At 65.1% G+C, this 18,425-nt stretch carries 14 protein-coding genes; 5 read left to right on the top strand and 9 right to left on the bottom strand.

Features of this window, described 5'->3' with window-relative positions; genetic code table 11:
* Positions 1-84: 84 nt before the first annotated feature.
* The gene (locus tag N7367_RS13540; RefSeq protein WP_053516819.1) at positions 85-759 is read left to right on the top strand and encodes a rhomboid family intramembrane serine protease; all 675 of its coding nucleotides are present in this window, start codon (positions 85-87) and stop codon (positions 757-759) included.
* 49 nt (positions 760-808) lie between these two features.
* On the opposite strand, the gene N7367_RS13535 is transcribed toward N7367_RS13540, so the two are convergent.
* From N7367_RS13535 to N7367_RS13510, 6 genes are all read right to left on the bottom strand, one after another.
* Positions 809-2,395: an NAD(P)/FAD-dependent oxidoreductase gene (locus N7367_RS13535; RefSeq protein ID WP_128988865.1), complete on the bottom strand. Its 1,587-nt coding sequence runs from the start codon at positions 2,393-2,395 to the stop codon at positions 809-811.
* Complete coding sequence (locus N7367_RS13530) at positions 2,392-2,874, bottom strand: VOC family protein (RefSeq protein WP_053516822.1); 483 nt, start codon at positions 2,872-2,874, stop codon at positions 2,392-2,394. The genes N7367_RS13535 and N7367_RS13530 overlap by 4 nt, the downstream gene beginning before the upstream one ends.
* A 121-nt stretch (positions 2,875-2,995) precedes the next feature.
* Positions 2,996-5,002 (bottom strand): M13 family metallopeptidase, encoded by a 2,007-nt coding sequence (locus N7367_RS13525; protein WP_053516862.1) that lies wholly within the window; start codon positions 5,000-5,002, stop codon positions 2,996-2,998.
* Between the two features lie 166 nt (positions 5,003-5,168).
* The gene (locus N7367_RS13520; RefSeq protein ID WP_279942575.1) at positions 5,169-7,271 is read right to left on the bottom strand and encodes a M13-type metalloendopeptidase; all 2,103 of its coding nucleotides are present in this window, start codon (positions 7,269-7,271) and stop codon (positions 5,169-5,171) included.
* A 172-nt stretch (positions 7,272-7,443) separates the two neighbouring features.
* Positions 7,444-9,477 carry a prolyl oligopeptidase family serine peptidase gene (locus N7367_RS13515; protein WP_279942574.1) on the bottom strand — a complete coding sequence of 678 codons (2,034 nt, stop codon included), beginning with the start codon at positions 9,475-9,477 and terminating at the stop codon, positions 7,444-7,446.
* Positions 9,478-9,574: 97 nt separating this feature from the next.
* On the bottom strand, positions 9,575-12,526 hold the full coding sequence (locus tag N7367_RS13510) for a TonB-dependent receptor (RefSeq protein WP_279942573.1): 2,952 nt from the start codon (positions 12,524-12,526) through the stop codon (positions 9,575-9,577).
* A 440-nt stretch (positions 12,527-12,966) separates the two neighbouring features.
* Between N7367_RS13510 and apbC the strand changes: the two genes are divergently transcribed.
* Entirely contained in the window at positions 12,967-13,821 is an 855-nt protein-coding gene (gene apbC, locus N7367_RS13505; protein WP_053516830.1) for an iron-sulfur cluster carrier protein ApbC, read from the top strand.
* 74 nt (positions 13,822-13,895) lie between these two features.
* Positions 13,896-14,468: a dCTP deaminase gene (dcd, locus tag N7367_RS13500; protein ID WP_053516832.1), complete on the top strand. Its 573-nt coding sequence runs from the start codon at positions 13,896-13,898 to the stop codon at positions 14,466-14,468.
* A 66-nt stretch (positions 14,469-14,534) separates the two neighbouring features.
* On the opposite strand, the gene N7367_RS13495 is transcribed toward dcd, so the two are convergent.
* The 3 genes from N7367_RS13495 to N7367_RS13485 are packed head-to-tail and all read right to left on the bottom strand — an operon-like array spanning position 14,535 to position 15,808.
* The gene (locus N7367_RS13495; protein WP_005410498.1) at positions 14,535-14,702 is read right to left on the bottom strand and encodes a DUF5668 domain-containing protein; all 168 of its coding nucleotides are present in this window, start codon (positions 14,700-14,702) and stop codon (positions 14,535-14,537) included.
* 15 nt (positions 14,703-14,717) lie between these two features.
* Positions 14,718-15,140: an HIT family protein gene (locus N7367_RS13490; RefSeq protein WP_053516834.1), complete on the bottom strand. Its 423-nt coding sequence runs from the start codon at positions 15,138-15,140 to the stop codon at positions 14,718-14,720.
* Positions 15,137-15,808 carry a dienelactone hydrolase family protein gene (locus tag N7367_RS13485; RefSeq protein ID WP_279942572.1) on the bottom strand — a complete coding sequence of 224 codons (672 nt, stop codon included), beginning with the start codon at positions 15,806-15,808 and terminating at the stop codon, positions 15,137-15,139. Before N7367_RS13485 ends, N7367_RS13490 begins: the two co-directional genes overlap by 4 nt.
* A gap of 345 nt (positions 15,809-16,153) precedes the next feature.
* Between N7367_RS13485 and N7367_RS13480 the strand changes: the two genes are divergently transcribed.
* Positions 16,154-16,678, top strand: a complete 525-nt coding sequence (locus tag N7367_RS13480) for a hypothetical protein (protein ID WP_279942571.1) — start codon at positions 16,154-16,156, stop codon at positions 16,676-16,678.
* A 384-nt stretch (positions 16,679-17,062) separates the two neighbouring features.
* Positions 17,063-18,424, top strand: coding sequence for a 30S ribosomal protein S12 methylthiotransferase RimO (gene rimO / locus N7367_RS13475; RefSeq protein WP_053516842.1), 1,362 nt, complete (start codon positions 17,063-17,065; stop codon positions 18,422-18,424).
* The last annotated feature ends 1 nt before the right edge of the window (position 18,425 follow it).

Raw genomic sequence — 18,425 nt, 5'->3', positions numbered from 1 at the left:
GGGTCTGAACGGGCCGCACGCGGCAGTCGCCGACACGACACGACGGTGCGGCTATGATGGAGACCGTTTCATGCCGGTGTCCCCATGTTCCCGCGACTGCCAACCGTCACCAAGGCCCTGCTGATCGCCAACGCGATCCTGTTCCTGTTGCAGCAGCCGTTCCTGCTCGGCAACCAGACCTTCGAGCCGTTCATGCTGCAGCCGCTGCAGCAGGGCTTCGATGCGTTCTCCCCGGGTGGCAATTTCCAGCCGTGGCAGCTGCTGACCTACGGCTTCCTGCACGGCAGCTTCGGCCACCTGTTCTTCAACATGCTGGCCGTTTTCATGTTCGGTGCGCCGCTGGAACAGACCTGGGGCGAGAAGCGCTTCCTGCTCTACTACCTGGTGTGCGTGGCCGGCGCCGGCGTCTGCCAGCTGCTGGTGGGGACGCTGCTGGAGAATCCGGCCACGGTGCTGGGCGCGTCCGGTGGTGTGTTCGGCCTGCTGCTGGCGTACGGCATGTTGTTCCCGAACCAGCGGGTGATGCTGCTGTTCCCACCGATTCCGATGAAGGCGCGCACGTTCGTGATCCTGTTCGGTGTCGGTGAACTGGTGCTGGGCATGACCGGCTGGCAGCCGGGCGTGGCGCACTTCGCGCACCTGGGTGGCATGTTGTTCGGCTGGCTGCTGATCCGCTACTGGCGCGGCCAGCCACCGTTCAACAAGCGCCGTCCCCCCGGCCCGCCGAACCGTCCGAATCATCTGCGCAGCGTCAAATGATCCGCAGGGTCATTTGATGCAGCAGGTGCCAACCGTGGTTGGCACACCCCTACAGATCCTGCAGGATCACCTGCGCGGCATTGTGGCCCGGCGCGCCGGTCACGCCGCCGCCGGGATGCGTGCCTGAACCACACAGGTAAAGCCCGGGCAGGGCACCGCGGTAGCCGGCCTGGCCGATCATCGGCCGCGCCGAGAACAGCTGGTTGGGACTGAGCGCACCGTGGAAGATATCGCCGCCCACCAGGCCGAACGTCCGCTCCAGATCCAGCGGTGACAGCACTTGCCGACCGAGCACGCTGTCGGCGAAGCCGGGCGCATACCGATCGACGGTGGCGATCATCAGGTCGGCGACGGTATCGCGATGCGTGTCCCAATGCCTACCCCCGGGCAGGACCGGTGCCACATGCTGGCAGAACAGGCTGGCGACGTGCTGGCCCGGCGGCGCCAGCGAATCGTCCAGCGTGCTGGGAATCAGCATCTCCACGATCGGCTCGCGCGACCAGCCGTCGCGCCGCGCATCCAGCCACGCGCGGTCCATGTAGTCGAGGCTGGGCGCCATGATGATGCCGGCACTGAGGTGCTCACCGGCGCCGGGCAGGGCGTGGAAGTCCGGCAGCCGCGACAGCGCCACGTTCATCCGGAAGGTGCCCGAACCGCAGCGCCACTGCGCCATGCGTTCGCGCGTCGCCGCGGGCACCTGCTCCGGTTCCAGCAACTGCTCGTAGAGCAGTTTTGGATTGACGTTGGCCACCACCACGCGCGCGCGCAGTACGTCCCCGCCGGCCAGCTCAACGCCCACCGCGCGTCCGTGCTCGACCAGCAGCCGCTTCACGCCGGCATCCACGCGCAGTTCTGCGCCGGCCGCGCGCGCCGATGCAGCGATGGCCTGGCTGATCGCGCCCATGCCACCGATTGCATGGCCCCAGGCGCCCTTCACTCCGTTGCATTGGCCGAACACGTGGTGCAGAAGGACGTAGGCACTGCCGGGCGTGTACGGACTGGCGTAGTTGCCGACGATGCCATCGAATCCGAACAGGGCCTTGATCGGCTCGCTTTCAAACCAGCGGTCGAGATAGTCGGCGGCCGACAGGGTGAACAGATCAAGCAGCTCCTGGCGCAGGGCAGGGGACAGTGCCGCCAGTTCCCGGCCGAGCCGGCCCATCCGCCACAGTGCCGGCAATGCGCGCCAGCCGCCTGCGACGCCGAGGTCCGGCGGCGCGCGCAGGGCCCAGGCGCGCAGCACGTCGGCGAAGACCTCCAGCCTCGCCTCATAGGCTGGCAGGCGCTGCGCATCCCGTTCGGAGAACTTCGCCACCTCGGCCTGGGTACGACCGGGTGCCGACAGCAGATAGCGGCCGTCAGGCAACGGCAGGAAATTGTTGGCCGGGCGGGCGACGACGCGCAGGCCATGCGCGTGCAGCTGCAGCTCGTCGATCACCTTAGGCTGCAGCAGCGAGACGGTGTACGAGGCGACCGAGTTGCGGAAGCCCGGATGGAATTCCTCGGTGACCGCTGCGCCGCCGAGCACGCCACGGCGTTCGAGCACCAGTACTTTCCTGCCGGCACGGGCAAGATAGGCCGCGCAGACCAGGCCATTGTGGCCGCCGCCGACGATGACCGCATCCCACGCGGTCATGCGGTGCGGATCGCCGCTTCGATGGTGGCGATGTCGATCTTCTTCATCGGCATCATCGCGTTGAAGGCGCGCTTGGCCAAGGCCTTGTCCGGGCTGGTCACCGCTTCGATCAGCATGCGCGGACTGATCTGCCATGAGATGCCCCAGCGGTCCTTGCACCAGCCGCACTGGCTCTCCTGCCCGCCGTTGCCGACGATCGCGTTCCACAGGCGGTCGGTCTCGGCCTGGTCCTCGGTCTGGATCTGGAACGAGAACGCTTCGCTGTGCCTGAACGCGGTGCCGCCGTTGAGCCCGACGCAGGGAATGCCGCAGACGGTGAACTCGACCGTCAGCACGTTGCCCTCCTTGCCGTCCGGATAGTCACCCGGTGCGTGATGCACGGCCGTTACCGCGCTGTCGGGCAGGATCCCGGCGTAGAACGTGGCGGCCTCGAGTGCTTCGCTGTCGTACCAGATGCAGATCGTGTTCTTGTGGGCCATGGTCGGGTTCCGCTGCAGGACGAAGGCGCAGCGATAGCATGCCGCGTGTTAATGGCGGATCGTGCTGCATGCGCAAAAAAAAGGGCGCCCGAGGGCGCCCTTCATGTCACGGCCGGCTGGCTCAGCGCCAGACCTTGATCTGCTCGGCATCGCTGCGCTGCATCGGCTGGCCGGCCTTGCAGCTGAAGGTGGCGCCGAACGCCGGGAGGTTGGCCAGCGTGCCGTTGGTGCGCCACATGCCCGGCGCGCGGATGTCGGCGGTCAGGCGGCGTGCGGCTTCGTTGGGCGACAGCTGCTGCGCCCACAACGCGGCCCAGGCACGGAAGAAGCCCTGCTGCTGGGCCGGCTTGGCCTTCGGCTCCTGTGCGGTGTAGGCCGCCCAGGCCAGTTCCAGGCCGGCGATGTCGGCCAGGTTCTCTTCCTGGGTCAACGTGCCATTGACCTTGGCGCCCTTCACGCCCGGGAACTCATAGGCGCCGTACTGGGCGGCCACGCGGCTGCCGAGCAGGGTCCAGGCCGTCTTGTCGGCCGGCGTCCACCAGCTGCGCAGTTCGCCCTTGGCATCGACCAGCGCGCCCTTGGCATCGATGGCACGGGTCAGCTCGTGGCCGACCAGGCCGCCGAAGCTGCCGAACTTGTCGGCGCTGTCGGCCTTGGCGTTGAACACCGGGCCCTGCAGGATGGCCGCGGTGACGATCAGGCGGTTCTGCGCCAGGTCATAGGCCAGCGACGGCTGTTGCGGCAGCACGTCCCAGCGACGGTCGGCATTGCCCTTGCCGATGCGCTTCATCTCCTCGCGATGGCGCCAGGTCGAGGCGATCAGCATGTTGCCACCGAACGAGCCCCGGCCCATCGGCTGCACGGTGTAGTCGAGGTCGCGCAGCGGGGTGCCGATCTCGATCTTCAGCGCCGCCAGCTTGGCCTGTGCTTCAGCCTTGGCTTCGGCACTCATCCACGTGCTGTTCCTGACGGCCTCGATCTGCACCTCGCGGACCTTGTCGACGATCCATGCCGCCTGCCGGCGGTCTTCGGCCGAGAGATGGCGGGCAGCGTACTCGCGGCCGACCATCGGACCGGCCGCCACATTGATGGCATCGAGCACCGCTTCCCAGCGCTGCGGCGGCAGCGTCTGCCCGCGCAGTACGCGGCCGCGGAACTCAAACTCGGCGTCCCGGTAGGCCTTGGACAGGTACGGCGCCATCGAGTCGCCCACGCGCCAGCGCAGGTAGGCCTTCCACTGGTCCGGCTTGAGCTTGGTGACCATGCCATCCAGCTGCTGGAACAGGCCCGGGTCGGCCAGCGATACCAGATCGTCGTTCACACCCTGTACTTTCAGGAACGCCTCCAGCTGCAGGTTGCGGTAGCGGCTGTTGAGTTCCTTGGTGGAGATCGGCGCGTAGTTGTTGAACGGGTTGTTGATGCCGGCCAGCGACTGTGCATTGCGCGCCAGCTCGGTTTCCAGCGCGATCACCGCCTGCGACTCCGCATCGAGCTTGGCTGCCGGCGTACCGGTCAGTGCCAGGATCTGCTTGACGTAGGTGCGGTAGCGGCCCATCAGCGCCACGGTATCGGCATCGGTGCGGGTATAGAACGCCGGATCCGGCAGGCCCATGCCGCCCTGCATGAAGTAGCCGATATGACGGTCCAGTGCCTTCAGGTCGACGTCCGGACCGAAGTTGAAGGCGACCGGGATGCCGACCTGATGGAGTGCAGCGATCGACGCCGGCACATCCTTGGATTTCTTGATCGCATTGATGCGGGTCAGCAGCGGCGCGATCGGATTGGAGCCATCGGCTTCCACCGCCGCCTCGTCCAGGCCGCTGGCCCAGAAGTCGCCCAGCAGCTTCTGCACGTTGCCCTGCGGCGACGTCATGGCCGCATCGAGCAGTTCGCGCTGTTGCTGCCTGCTGCGCTCGACCAGCTGGCCCAGCGCGGTGGTGGCTCCGGTCTGCGGTACCGGGTTGGCCTTCAGCCAGCCAGCGTTGGTGGCGCCGTAGAAGTCGCTGCACTGGGCACTGACGGCCGGGGCGCGGGCTGCCTTTTTCTTCGCGGCGAACGCATCATGGCTCGGGACCAGGGTCGCCAGGCTGATGCCCAGGGCGATGGCAAGCGGACGGAAATTGGGCATGTAGAACGAATCCATGATGGATTGAGGGCGGGCGCACTATAGCAAGCCGCGCATGGGCGCAGCATGCACGTATCACGGTATGCCTGGCGGCCGTGGCGGGTCGCGCAAAAACAAGGGCCCGGGAGATCCCGGGCCCTTGCAGGTCTGCCTTGGCGTCAGCCGTGGCTTACCAGATCACCACCTGTTGCTCGCCGCTGCGCGCCATCGGTGCACCGGCCTTGCACTGGAACGCGGCCGCGAAGGTCGGCAGGTTCGAGGGCGCGCCCATCGCGCGGAACTGCGCCGGGGCGTGCGGATCGGTGGCCAGGCGGACCTTGGCGTTTTCCGGGGTGTACTTGGTACGCCACACGGTGGCCCAGTTGAAGAAGAAGCGCTGATCGCGGGTGAAGCCGTCGACCTTCGAATCTTCCTTGCCGGCCGAGGCCTTCTGCAGCGCATCGTAGGCCGTGGCCAGGCCACCCAGGTCGGCGATGTTCTCGCCCAGGGTCAGGTGGCCGTTCACGGCCTGGCCGTCAACCTTGTACTGGTCGAACTGCTTGACCAGCTTGCCGGTCAGGCCTTCGAAGTTCTTCTTGTCGGCCGGCGTCCACCAGTCTTCCATGTTGCCGGTCGGCCCGAAGCGCGCGCCCTGATCGTCGTAGCCATGGGTCATCTCATGGCCGATCACCGCACCGATGCCACCGTAGTTCAGCGCATCGTCTGCCTTCGGATCGAAGAACGGCGGCTGCAGGATGGCGGCCGGGAACACGATCTCGTTCTGCAGCGGGTTGTAGTAGGCGTTGACCGTCTGCGGGGTCATGCCCCACTCGGTCTTGTCCACCGGCTTGCCGATCTTGGACAGATTGAACTTGTAGTTGAACTCGTTGGCCGCACGCACGTTGGCCAGGTAGCTGTCGCGCTGGGTCTGCAGGCCCGACCAGTCACGCCACTTGTCCGGGTAGCCGATCTTCGGAGTGAAGGTCTCCCACTTCGCGATGGCCTTGGCCTTGGTTTCCTCGCTCATCCAGCTCAGGCCCTGGATGCGTTCCTTCAGCGAGGCAGCCAGGTTCTTCACCAGTTCTTCCATCTTCGCCTTGGCTTCCGGCGAGAAGGCAACCTTCACGTACAGCTGGCCGAACGCTTCGCCGGCATCGTTCTCGATGGTGCCCAGCACGCGCTTCCAACGCGGCTTCTGTTCCTTCTGGCCGTTGAGGGTCTTGCCGTAGAACGCGTAGTTCTCCTGGACGAAGGCATCGGCCAGGTACGGCGAGGCGCCATCGACGGTGTGGAAGCGCAGGTAGGCGCGCCAGACCGACGGGTCGGTGTCGCCCAGCGCCTTGCTCACTTCCTCATGGAAGGCCGGCATCGCCAGCGAGAACTTCTCCGGCGCAGCAACGCCCTGCGACTTGAAGAACTCGGTCCAGCTGAAGTTCGGGGTCAGCTTGTCGGCGTCAGCCAGGGTGACCGGGTTGTAGTACAGCTCCACATTGCGCGACAGTTCGACGCGCGACTTGGATGCCTTGGCCAGGCGGGTCTCGAACTTGACCACGTCCTCAGCCTGCTTGGCGGCGTCGGCTGCCGGGACGCCGGACAGTTCCAGCACCTTGGCGACGTGCGCCTGGTAGGCCTTGAGCTTGTCGGCGTTCTTGGCGTCGGTGTAGTACGTGCTGTCAGGCAGGCCCAGGCCGCCCTGGCTGGCATAGGCCAGGTTCATGGTCGAGTTCTTGAAGTCGGCCTCGGCGCCGAAGCCGAACAGCACGTTCTCGCCCTTGGCTGCGCTGGTGCGCAGGTAGTCGGCGATGGCGGCCTTGTCCTGCAGGCCGTCGATGGCGGCCAGGTCGGCCTTCAGCGGCTCGATGCCCTGGGCGTTGATCTTGGCCTCATCCATGCCGGTGGCCCACAGGTCGCCGACGATCTTCTCGATGTGGCTCGGGTTCTTGACCTGCGCGACCTGCTCGGCCAGCTGGTGCTGCACTGCCACCGAACGCTCGTCGAGGATGGTGAACGCGCCCCAGCTGGTGCGGTCGCCGGGAATCTCGTTGGCGGCCAGCCACTTGCTGTTGACGTAGTCGCCGAATGCGGTGCAGGCGTCCAGGTTGGTGTCCAGATCGCTGGGCTGGAAGGCGTTATAGGCCGGCAGCTTGCTCTCATCCAGGGTGTAGGTGGTGGCTTCGGCGGCGGCCGGGGCAGGCGCGGCGGCCTCCTTGGCCGGGGTTTCGTTCTTGCCACAGCCGGCCAGCACGGCCGACACGGCCAGGCTGAGCAGCACGATCTTGGGAGTACGCGTGATCACTATGTTTGGCCTCCAGGCCGAGTGAGTCAGGGAAGAGCCGCGGGGACGGCCGTGGGCCGAACGATACGCCGCCAGCCTACCCCGCAAGGGTGTCGAAGGTCATGGGCGGGTGCAAGGGCCAGAACGGGCAAGGGCGCCCGTGGGCGCCCTTGCCTGGCAGCGATGAGGCTTACAGGCCGCCGCCGCCGCAGCCTTTGGTCAGGTAGTCGTCGATCAACCTGAGCTGGTCGCCCATGATCGCGCGTGTCCAGGCGGGGCCATGCGCGTAGTCGGCGATGGCGTGGAATTCGATCGGCTGTCCTGAATTCTTGGCCTTGTTCACGAACCACTCCGACTGCTCGATCGGCACCGTACGGTCGCGGTCACCGTGGTAGACCATCAGCGGGATCTTCATCTCGCCGGCCTTGTCCAGCGGATTCAGGCCGTCAACGGTCTTGGACTGCGCCTGGCGGAAGAACGGGTTGGTATAGAAGCGTGCCCAGATCTTCTTGATGTCCGAGACGCCAGCACCGGCGATGGCACATTTGTACAACCCATTGGGGCGGACCGAGGCGGCGAACGCGGAATAACCACCGTAGGAGAAGCCGAACATGGCGATGTGGCCAGGCTGGGCGATCTTCTGCTCGATCATCCACTTGGCGCCGTCGTCCTTGTCATCCTGCATCTTCTGGCCCCACTCGGCGTCACCGGCCATCCACAGCTTGCGGCTCCAGTCGGCCGAACCGCGGAACTGCGGGCGCAGGACCGCCATGCAGCGTGAGGCCATCAGCGGTACCCACATCGAACCGTCGAAGTCCATGCCATCGCGCGCCCACGGCCCACCATGGGGATGCACCACCGCCTTCCACGGGCCGGCACCGCATAGTTCGGTGTTCGGTGTGGTCAGGAACGCCGGAATATCCAGACCATCGCGGGCCTTGTAATAGACCAGCCTGGTATCGCCCAGCGCAGCCGGATCGATCTTCGGATAGGACTTGGCCAGCAGGGTCAGCTTGCCGTTGCGCAACAGGTGGTATTCCGGCGGGTTCGCCGGCCCGGAGACGGCCAGCACAAAGGTCTTCAGGTCCTTGCTGTAGTCGATCACGCGCACCGCGCGGCCGGTGTCGGCCTGGGTAGTCGCGCGCTGGCCCGTTGCGGGATCGACAAGGGTGACGTCGCTGGACTGGATGCCCAGGGCCTGTCGGACGCCCTGGTTGAGGCCCTTGAACACCGGATGGGTCCATTCAACCTCGTTCTCGCGCGGACCACTGTAGGTCACGCCGAGCAGTGCGCCGAACGGCACGCCCTCGACGTCCTTGTAACGGTTCACATGGACGGTGCCTGCATTGAAGAATTTGTGCTCGAACAGTACTTCCCTCTGTTTGCGGGCCGTAATGTCGTACTCATAGATGATGGTCTTGTCGCGTCCGACGTTGCTCTGGATGAAGGCGATGTTCGGATCATCGGCGAAACCGACGACCTGGGTGATATCGCGGTCCTTCACGTGCGAGCGGAAATGTTCTTCCCACGCGTTGGTTGCAGGGTTGCGGAACTCGGTGGCGACGTAGGCGCCGGTACCGTCCACGTCCTGGCGCAGGCGTGCGCGCAGTTCGCTGTTCAGATCGGTGAGGTAGCCAGCGACACGTTCTTCGGTCTTCTGGATGCGCTGGGACGTGAAGCTGCGCAGGTTGACCTTGTAGACGTCACCGGAATTGCTGCCCGAGCCGTTGACCACCAGGATGTGGTCGGGGTCGTTGGGCAACGTGTCCAGCACCGTGGCATTGGACAGCGCCTGTTCCAGTTCTTCGTTGCGGCTGGTGGCGCGCGGAACGCTGATCGGTTCCTTCCACTGCTTGCCTTCGGTATCGGTGATGAAGAACTTGCTGATGAAGGTCTTGTTGACCCGGTCGGTGCGCAGGTCGAAGGGCTGCCACAGCGTGACTGCCAGCAGCCCGTTCTTGATGAAGCCCACGCTCTGGAACTTCATGCGGCCCGCACCGATCGTGGTCGGTGCTGCGCTGAGATCATCGGTCTTCCAGACCAGGATCACGCGCTCTTCGCCGCGGGCCTGCAGACCGGCGATCTGCGTGCCGTCAGGCGACACGGAAAGGCTTGAAATATCCGGGAAGGCGGCCAGTTGTTCGATCGTGGGGACCGCGGGTTTGGCGTTGAGGTGCAGCGGCGCGGCGACGGCCAGCGCGGCCAGCAGCAGGTAGTGCTTCATGCGACGTCTCACTGTGTCCGTGCAATGGGAGGGCGGGCATTGCACCCACCCCAAAAGCAGCCGCCGCCCTTGCGGGCGGCGGCTGTTGACGCATGGCTCAGAACTTCTTGCTGAGGTTCACGAAGAACGTACGGCCGAAGTAGTCGTAGCCACTGTACAGCGGGGCGTTGCCGACGGTGTTGTAGATGCCGGCGCCCGGGCTGATGGTCGGCGGTTCCTTGTCGGCGAAGTTGCGCACGCCGGCAGTGGCCTGCCACTTGTCGGCGGTGTACTGCACCGAGAAGTCCTGGGTGATGTAGTTCGGCACGGCCAGCTTGTACGCCGAGGTTGCGGGATCTTCCTCGTAGTACGCGTAGCTGGACATGTTGTCCACCCAGTTCAGGCCATAGCGCACGCGCCATTCCTTGACACGATAGGTCAGGTCGAGCTGGCCGGTGAACTTCGGGTTGTTGATCAGGCCGTTGGAGTCAACCAGCGGATCGTCCTCGAACACCTTGCCGGACTGCTCCAGGAACCGCGAGACCTGCACATTGGCGCGGAACTCGCCCGGACCGATGTCGCGCACGTAGCGGGTCGTGAAGTCGAGGCCGCGCACCTTGTCGGTGGCCAGGTTGGCATAGCCGTTCTGGACCGTCAGCGTGTTGTTGGGCGAACGGCTGATCAGACGGCACAGACCGTTGTTGGCGGCGAAGTCGCCGGTGGTGCCGTTGTAGCAGGTGCTCAGGATGTAGCTCGCACCCATCTGTGCAACGCCGTTCTCCACTTCGATGTCGTAGTAGTCGACGGCGAAGGACAGATCACCGAAGCCGCTGCCGAACTCCGGCTGGAACACCAGGCCGACGGTGAACGCGTCGGAGGTTTCAGCCTTCAGATTGGCACCGACCAGGCCACCACCGATGGAGTCCACGCGCACCGAGTTGGTCGCGGTGAAGCTGGTGGGCAGGCCTTCGGAGGCGCAGTTGATGTAGCGCGGGCTGGTCGGATTGCGCGAGCCGTAGTTGTTGCACGGGTCGCTGGACGCGGCCAGGAAGCCGCTGGTGGCACCCAGGAACTGCTCGAACAGCGCCGGGGCGCGGTACGAGGTGCCGTAGGACGCGCGCAGCGACAGCCACTTGACCGGCGTCCACAGGCCACCCAGCTTCCAGGTGGTGTCCGAACCGTAGGACTGGTAGTCGGTGTAGCGGGCCGAGGCGTTGAAGGTCAGCTCTTCGGCAGCGGTGACGCCGGACAGCAGCGGCAGTTCGATTTCGCCGTAGGCTTCCCACACCGAGTCGCTGCCGCGGGTCGGGTCGGAACTGGTCAGGTTGTACAGGTTGCGGTTGATCGAGTGGATGCTCGGGGTATCGTCGATCTTGGCCTTGCGGTATTCGACACCGAAGGCACCGGCAGCGGTACCGCCCGGCAGGTCGAACAGCGGACCATTGACGTTCAGGTTCGCGGTCGATTCCTGGTAGCTGGTGTTGCCGGTGACCGGGGTATAGACGAAGTTCTTCCACTCGTACGGCAGATTGCCGGCCAGGGTCTGTGCGTTGAGCATCGGTGCGGCAACGCAGCCATTGGCCGGGTTCACGCAGTTGAAGCCGCCTGCGCCGTCGGACACAACATCCAGGCTCTGTGCCAGGCGGTCGGTCAGGAACGAGTTGAAGGTGTAATCGGCATCCGAGTCGGCGTGGCTGACCATGAAGTCATAGTTCCACTCCGAACCGAGCCTGCCGCGCACGCCAGCGGTGGCGCGGAAGAAGTCCACCGACTGCTTGCTGCGGTCGTTGCCGAAGCCGATGAAGGTGCGGGCCGCTACGTTCTTGCCATTGGACGTTTCCGTCGGCAGGGCGAAGGCCGGCAGGTTGGACAGGTTACCGAGCAGCGGATTGCCGACCGAGTAGTCATACGACAGCTGGCGGTAGCCGGTCTGGGTGGAGTCGCGCTTGTTGCCGAGGAACTCGTAGTAGAACTCGGCGTCGCCCATCACGCCCAGATCCACGCCACCCTGGAAGAACAGGGTGTGCGTTTCGGCCGGGGACACCAGCGATTCCTTCAGCAGGCCCGGATCGTAGGTGTCGCGGTCGTAGTAGCCGACGGACTCATAGCCCGGCAGGCGGCCGGTGGTGACGGCCGGATTCGGACGCCAGCGGTTGAACCCGCCAAAGGTGGCGGTGCCCAGGGTGTTGATGGTCACGCCGCCGGAATCGAGGGTGAAGCACTTCGGCTTACCGGTGGTCGGATCGATGTAGTCGCCGCTGCCGAAGTAGTTGCCCACGTCCATGTCGCGCAGGTTATCGGTCGGGCAGCTGGCCCAGCTGCGATCGCCAATGGTCATCTCATTGCGACGGTAGTTCTCGTACGAACCGGAGAAGTGCGAGCGCTCACCGGTGCTGCCGAACACGATCGAGTACCGGGTTTCGTCGCCGCCGCCGCCCTCGGTGGCGTTGTGCTGGAACTCGGCTTCAACACCGTCCACGTTCTTGCGGGTGATGATGTTGACCACGCCGGCCACGGCGTCGGAACCATAGATGGACGAAGCACCGTCCTTCAGGATTTCCACGCGGTCGACCATCGCGCTGGGCAGCACGTTCAGGTCGGCCGAGCCGACCGAGCCGCGCGAGCCCGCCGGTGCAACGCGGCGGCCGTTGAGCAGGATCAGGGTGCGGGTAGCGCCCAGGCCACGCAGCGACAGGGTGTTGGCACCCGGGCCGCCATTGGTGACGTATCCGCCGAAGGAGTTGTTGATCTGTGCGCTGCCGGCAGTGACGCTGTTGCTCTGCAGCGCGGCGGCCGTCGAGTTGAAGCCCGCCAGGGTGGTCTCCTCACGGGTCACGACCTGCACCGGCGAAACCGAGTTGAACACGTCGCGACTGATGCGCGAACCGGTGACGGTCACTGTGTCCAGATTGGTCGCCTTGGACTTCGGCGCTTCCTGCGGCGTGTCCTGTGTCGTCTGCGTCGAGCCCGACGCATCCTGGGCAATCGCCGGGGCGGCTGCGGCGAGCAGCACGGCAGAGGCGAGGGCGAAGCTCAGCGGGTTCCTGCCGAGCGACTTGCGATTGATCATCTGAAATCCCCTTGAATCGAATGATTGCGTCGTACACCGGGGACATGACCTTGCGGGCGTCTCCGTGTGCCCCTACCCCGGTATCGGCAGCGTGCCGCCGCCCGGTTTTGGTACCGGCTTCACAAGCCAGTGACTCGAGATTAACACGCCATTAACCAAGCGTGTCAAACGTTCACAACGCAGTCATCTTTCTGTGGTCGATTTCCTGGCGGAACGTATCAAGGCGTGTCGAAAACCGCGCAGTGTATTGATTCAACTGGTTTTTCTGTTCCTTCGCAAATCGTGTCTGCTTCCTTAACGGGGGGGGGGCTGGGGTGAACAGGGAGCGAAAATTCTCCGCGGCGCCCACATCTTCGACCAACGCGATCCTGCGCGCCGGTCCTTGAGGCTCCGGCGGTATGATGTCGGGTTCTCCTTCCTGATTTCCGCCGGAGCCCGCAGTGAACAGTCCGACCCGTCGTCCCCATGCAAGCCAGGTGCAGAAGGGGCTGGCACCGCACGCGCGCATCCGCAACGTGATCGCGGTCGGCTCGGGCAAGGGCGGTGTCGGCAAGTCCACCACGGCGGTCAATCTGGCGGTGGCGCTGCAGCAGCTGGGCGCGCGGGTGGGCGTGCTCGATGCGGACATCTATGGCCCCAGCGTTCCCGCCATGCTGGGCCTGTCCGGCCGCCCGGAAAGCCCGGACAACAAGAGCATCGAACCGCTGCGTGCCTTCGGCGTGGACACCATGTCGATCGGTTACCTGATCGAGGAAGACACGCCGATGATCTGGCGTGGGCCGATGGCGACCTCGGCAATGACCCAGCTGTTCAACGACACCCTGTGGGACGACCTCGACTTCCTGTTGATCGACCTGCCGCCCGGCACCGGTGACATCCAGCTGACGCTGACCCAGAAGATTCCGCTGGCCGGTGCGGTGATCGTCACCACGCCGCAGGACATCGCCACGCTGGATGCGAAGAAGGCACTGAAGATGTTCGAGAAGGTCGAAGTGCCGGTGCTGGGCATCGTCGAGAACATGGCGGTACATACCTGCAGCCAGTGCGGCCACGTCGAGCACCTGTTCGGCGAGGGGGGCGGGGAGCGCATGGCGGCGCAGTACGGCGTGCCGCTGCTGGGATCGCTGCCGTTGCAGATCGGCATCCGTGAGCAGGGTGACGCAGGCACACCGATCACCGCCGCGCAGCCGGATTCCCTGCCGGCCCAGGCCTATCGCCACGCCGCGCAGCGGCTCATCGAGGAAGTGGGCAAGCGCCCGCGTGCCTCGATCCCGATCCTGTCGTCGCTGCTGTAGGGATCGGGCGGGGAGGGCGGTGGCGCCCGGCCCCCTGCTAGAATCCTCGCGCCCCCTCGCACCCAGGACAGAGCATGAGCATCAAGAGTGACCGTTGGATCCGCCGCATGTCCGAACAGCACGGCATGATCGAGCCGTTCGAGGCCGGGCAGGTGAAGCAGGTCAACGGCCAGCGCATCGTCAGCTACGGTACCTCCAGCTACGGCTACGACGTGCGTTGCTCGCGCGAGTTCAAGGTGTTCACCAACATCAACTCGACCATCGTGGACCCGAAGCACTTCGATTCGGGCAGCTTCGTCGACATCACCGCCGACGAATGCATCATCCCGCCCAACAGCTTCGCGCTGGCGCGTACCGTGGAGTATTTCCGCATTCCGCGCGACACCCTCGTGGTGTGCCTGGGCAAGAGCACCTACGCGCGTTGCGGCATCATCGTCAATGTCACTCCGCTCGAGCCGGAGTGGGAAGGCCATGTGACCCTGGAGTTCAGCAACACCACGCCGCTGCCGGCGCGCATCTACGCCAACGAAGGCGTGGCCCAGATGCTGTTCTTCCAGGCGGCGGCCGATGATGTCTGTGAAACGTCCTACAAGGACCGTGGCGGCAAGTACCAGGGCCAGACCGGCGTCACCCTGCCGCGTACCTGACGGACCAGTAGCGCCGGGCCATGCGCGGCGTCGCACGACCGAAGGCGGCGCTTGCGCCGCCTTCGCTTATTTGCCGCGGCCGAACAGCATGGCGATGCCGACGCCGACCAGGGCCACCGGCCACCAGGTCAGCAGCAGCTTGGACAGGTTCAGGTGCGTCCAGCCCAGGTTGCTGGCAAGCATGAACAGCCCGATCAGGATCAGCAGGATGGCGGCGACGAGGTTGAATCGCATCGTGTCGGCACGGTCTCAGGAGTGGGCCGGATATCCTAGCCGTTCCTTCCAGTAGGCGACATGCTGCTGCAGGGCGTCCGGTTCGTAGCGGTGCGCAGGACCGCTGCCCCACACCGGTCCCGGCCACGCCGGATCGCCGTCGTGGCGGCCGATCACGTGGAAATGCAGCTGGCGCACGATGTTGCCCAATGCGCCGATGTTGATCTTCTCCACCCCGTCGGAGCCCTTCAGGGCCTTGCAGGCGCGGTTGAGTTCGGTGCGCAGCTTGTCCTGCTGGTCGCCGTCCAGTTCGATCCACTCCGTTACCCCGGCCAGACGCGGCACCAGGATCAGCCAGGGAAACCGTTCGTCGTTCATCAACCGCACTTGCGACAGCGGGCCTTGCGCCACCAGAACGCTGTCGGTGGCCAGGCGGGAATCAAGTTCGAAATCGCTCATCCAAGATGCTCCGTGAAGAAGTCCAGGGTGCGTTGCAGCGCCAGGGTGGCGCTGTCTGGATCATACGCATGTCCGACCTCGCGGTTGAAGGCATGGTCGGCCGGGTAGACATAGGTCGCCATCTGCGGCAGCTTCTGGCGATGCGCCTCCACGGCCTCAGGTGGGATGCTGCGGTCCTGCGCGCCGAAGTGGAAGATCACCGGCGCCTTCGGTGTCTCGTCCAGATAGTGCACATTGCGTGCGCCGTAATAGCTCACCGAGGGCAGGCCGAGGCGCAGCGCGGACAGCATCGCCACCGTTCCGCCCCAGCAGTAGCCGACCGTGCCGACCTTGCCGAAGGGGGCAAGCCGGGTTGCTGCGGCGCGCACCACTTCCAGTGCCCGTTCAATGCCCAGCGCACTTACCCGTTCCAGGCCCTGTTTCACCCCTTCAGGGTCATAGGGCAGGGCGTCGGGGTCGGCGTCCGGGCCATCGACCAGGTCGAAGAACGACGGCGCCAGCACGGCATAGCCTTCGGCGGCGAAGCGCTCGGCCACGCCACGGATGTGCGGATTGGCGCCGAAGATCTCCTGCACGACCACCAGGCCGCCACGCGGCGTGCCCGCCGGCAGGGCCTGCCAGGCCCGGACCGGGCCATGATGCGTATCCAGGGTGATCCATTCGGACATCGTCGGGTTCCTCATAGCAGTGGACAGGCCTGCATTGTCGGCGCTGGGCGGGTTAGCGCGGCGTCTGCGGCTGTGCGTGATCGGGCGGCTGATGCATCGAGCGACGTCGGATCGCGACTTGACCGAATGCGTCGCGGACGATCCTGCCAGGGATTCTGACATCTGATCCGGCCTGGCTCTGACAGTAGATTCAGTAAAGCACCTGCTGAAGCCAAGAGGGCGAGCAGATAGCGTTTCGTTCGCGGAACTCCAGTCTGGAGGGGCGATGTGGGGCTGATCATATCTCGGCATGTTTCCGGGGCGCGGCGTGAAGGCGCAGGCGCCCGACAAATGGAGTTTCGTGAAATGAAAAAGGAATTTCGCCTCCTGTGTGCATTGGGGATGGCAACAATGCACACGGTGGCTATGGCCAACCAATCGTCGTACCAGGACCGCCAGATGGCGTCATCGGATGGCAGGCAGTGGGTTGAGCGGTCGGTGCGCCTTTCTGATTTCGAAGGCGGCGACGTGGCTGTCCAGGTGCGCCTTTTCAAGGATGGAAAGGGCGGTCCTGTATATCGTTACGATGATCAGAATGAAGCCACAAAGCTCTATCACCAGACCGCCTGCGAAGTCATGAACTCCAAGGTGCGGCGTGGCGAAACCGTGATATCTGGCGAGTCGGCCGTCGTGGGTTGGTCCTGTGAGGGTGATTCAGATCCGGCGGAGGATTCGAATCCAGCCTCCAGCGACATGACGCAGCCCAAGGCGGGGTATTACGTTTTTGCATTGGCGCCAAGTGGGAGTGCGCCAATCGGAGTCAATTTCAATTCGGTGGGAACTGCTCGTTTCCAGAATTCGTTGGCAGGGAAATCTACAGGCGCTGCATGACCTCCGCGAGCGATGAATACGCGGGTCCAACAAGCAACGGATCGATCAACGTCTATTGATGTCGCAATCAACGCTCCCGTGCGGCCGTGGCGACGGTGGACCGTGAGACGATTGCCGCTCCGTGAGCGTCGAGCCTTCGCAGCGCGTTCCGCCGGGTCGAGCCGGAGCTCCAGCTCATGCCGCCGGGGGCCTTGACGCATTCACGAGTACCCCGCTGATGGAGATGGCACGTGGGGCAGAATCCTGGGCGCTCCCCTCAGTACACCCCGGGGCCGTTCAGAGCGCGGCCCTCAACCCCGGTATACTGGCGCCCTTTCAGGCCCCGGCCCCCAGGAACCCCTGCCACTCCGGCAGGGGCCCAGGCCCCCAGAGTCCCGCGATTCCATGTCCCAGCTGAACCCCAAAGTCGGCTTCGTCAGCCTTGGCTGCCCGAAGGCCCTTGTCGATTCCGAGCGCATCCTGACCCAGCTGCGGTCGGAGGGATACGACATCGTCCCGTCCTATGACTCGGCCGACGTGGTGGTGGTCAACACCTGCGGCTTCATCGACTCGGCGGTGACGGAGTCGCTGGACGCCATCGGCGAGGCGATGAACCAGAACGGCAAGGTCATCGTCACCGGCTGCCTGGGCAAGCGCCCCGAACAGATCCGTGAGGCGTACCCGAACGTGCTGGCGGTGTCCGGCCCGCAGGACTACCAGAGCGTGATGGAGGCGGTGCATGAGGCGCTACCGCCCCGGCATGATCCGTTCGTGGACCTGGTGCCCGACTACGGCATCAAGCTGACCCCGCGCCACTACGCCTATCTGAAGATTTCCGAAGGCTGCAACCACGCGTGCAGTTTCTGCATCATTCCGTCGATGCGCGGCAAGCTGGTCTCGCGCCCGGTCGATGAAGTGCTGCGCGAAGCCGAGCGCCTGGTCCGGGGCGGTGTGCGTGAGCTGCTGGTGGTATCGCAGGACACCTCCGCCTACGGCGTGGACGTGAAGTACGCCGAGAAGATGTGGCGCGACAAGGCCTACCAGACCCGCCTGAAAGCGCTGTGCGAGGGCCTGTCCGAACTGGACGCGTGGGTGCGCATGCACTACGTGTACCCGTACCCGCACGTGGATGACGTGGTGCCGTTGATGGCCGAGAACCGCATCCTGCCGTACCTGGACATTCCGTTCCAGCACGCCAGCCCGCGTATCCTGCGACTGATGAAGCGCCCCGGTGCGGTGGAGAAGACGCTGGAGCGCGTGCAGAACTGGCGTCGCATCGCGCCGGACATCACCGTGCGTTCGACCTTCATCGTCGGTTTCCCGGGCGAGACCGAAGCGGAGTTCGAGGAGCTGCTGTCGTTCCTCGATGAGGCGCAGCTGGACCGCGTGGGTGCGTTCGCGTATTCGCCGGTCGAGGGGGCTACCGCCAACGCTCTTCCGGACCCTGTCCCGGAAGAGGTGAAGCAGGAGCGCCTGGCGCGCTTCATGGAAAAGCAGGCACAGATCTCGGCCGCACGTCTGGAGGCCAAGATCGGCACGGTGCAGCAGTGCCTGGTCGATGCCATCGAAGGTGACATCGCCGTGGCCCGTTCCAGGGCCGATGCACCGGAAATCGATGGACTGGTGCATATCCAGAATGCCGACCAGGTGCCACTGCGCGTAGGCGAATTCATCAACGTGGAAATCACCGAGAGCGACGAACACGATCTGTATGGCGACGCGCTGCCGCCGACCACGCGCCCGGCCTTCGACCTGAAGGTGCTCTGAT

The organism is Stenotrophomonas sp. GD04145 (genome assembly GCF_029835135.1).
Lineage (GTDB): Bacteria > Pseudomonadota > Gammaproteobacteria > Xanthomonadales > Xanthomonadaceae > Stenotrophomonas > Stenotrophomonas maltophilia_P.
This window is presented reverse-complemented; position numbering and strand designations above follow the sequence as displayed.

Bases quoted from the DNA above. Each gene is read 5' to 3' on its own strand.
- N7367_RS13495 (WP_005410498.1), bottom strand. From the start codon at position 14,702: ATGCGATTCAACCTCGTCGCCGCCATCCTGCTGATCCTGATCGGGCTG.
- N7367_RS13510 (WP_279942573.1), bottom strand. From the start codon at position 12,526: ATGATCAATCGCAAGTCGCTCGGCAGGAACCCGCTGAGCTTCGCCCTC.
- dcd (WP_053516832.1), top strand. From the start codon at position 13,896: ATGAGCATCAAGAGTGACCGTTGGATCCGCCGCATGTCCGAACAGCAC.
- N7367_RS13480 (WP_279942571.1), top strand. From the start codon at position 16,154: ATGAAAAAGGAATTTCGCCTCCTGTGTGCATTGGGGATGGCAACAATG.
- rimO (WP_053516842.1), top strand. From the start codon at position 17,063: ATGTCCCAGCTGAACCCCAAAGTCGGCTTCGTCAGCCTTGGCTGCCCG.
- N7367_RS13485 (WP_279942572.1), bottom strand. From the start codon at position 15,808: ATGTCCGAATGGATCACCCTGGATACGCATCATGGCCCGGTCCGGGCC.
- N7367_RS13535 (WP_128988865.1), bottom strand. From the start codon at position 2,395: ATGACCGCGTGGGATGCGGTCATCGTCGGCGGCGGCCACAATGGCCTG.
- N7367_RS13540 (WP_053516819.1), top strand. From the start codon at position 85: ATGTTCCCGCGACTGCCAACCGTCACCAAGGCCCTGCTGATCGCCAAC.
- N7367_RS13525 (WP_053516862.1), bottom strand. From the start codon at position 5,002: ATGCCCAATTTCCGTCCGCTTGCCATCGCCCTGGGCATCAGCCTGGCG.
- N7367_RS13515 (WP_279942574.1), bottom strand. From the start codon at position 9,477: ATGAAGCACTACCTGCTGCTGGCCGCGCTGGCCGTCGCCGCGCCGCTG.
- N7367_RS13530 (WP_053516822.1), bottom strand. From the start codon at position 2,874: ATGGCCCACAAGAACACGATCTGCATCTGGTACGACAGCGAAGCACTC.
- N7367_RS13490 (WP_053516834.1), bottom strand. From the start codon at position 15,140: ATGAGCGATTTCGAACTTGATTCCCGCCTGGCCACCGACAGCGTTCTG.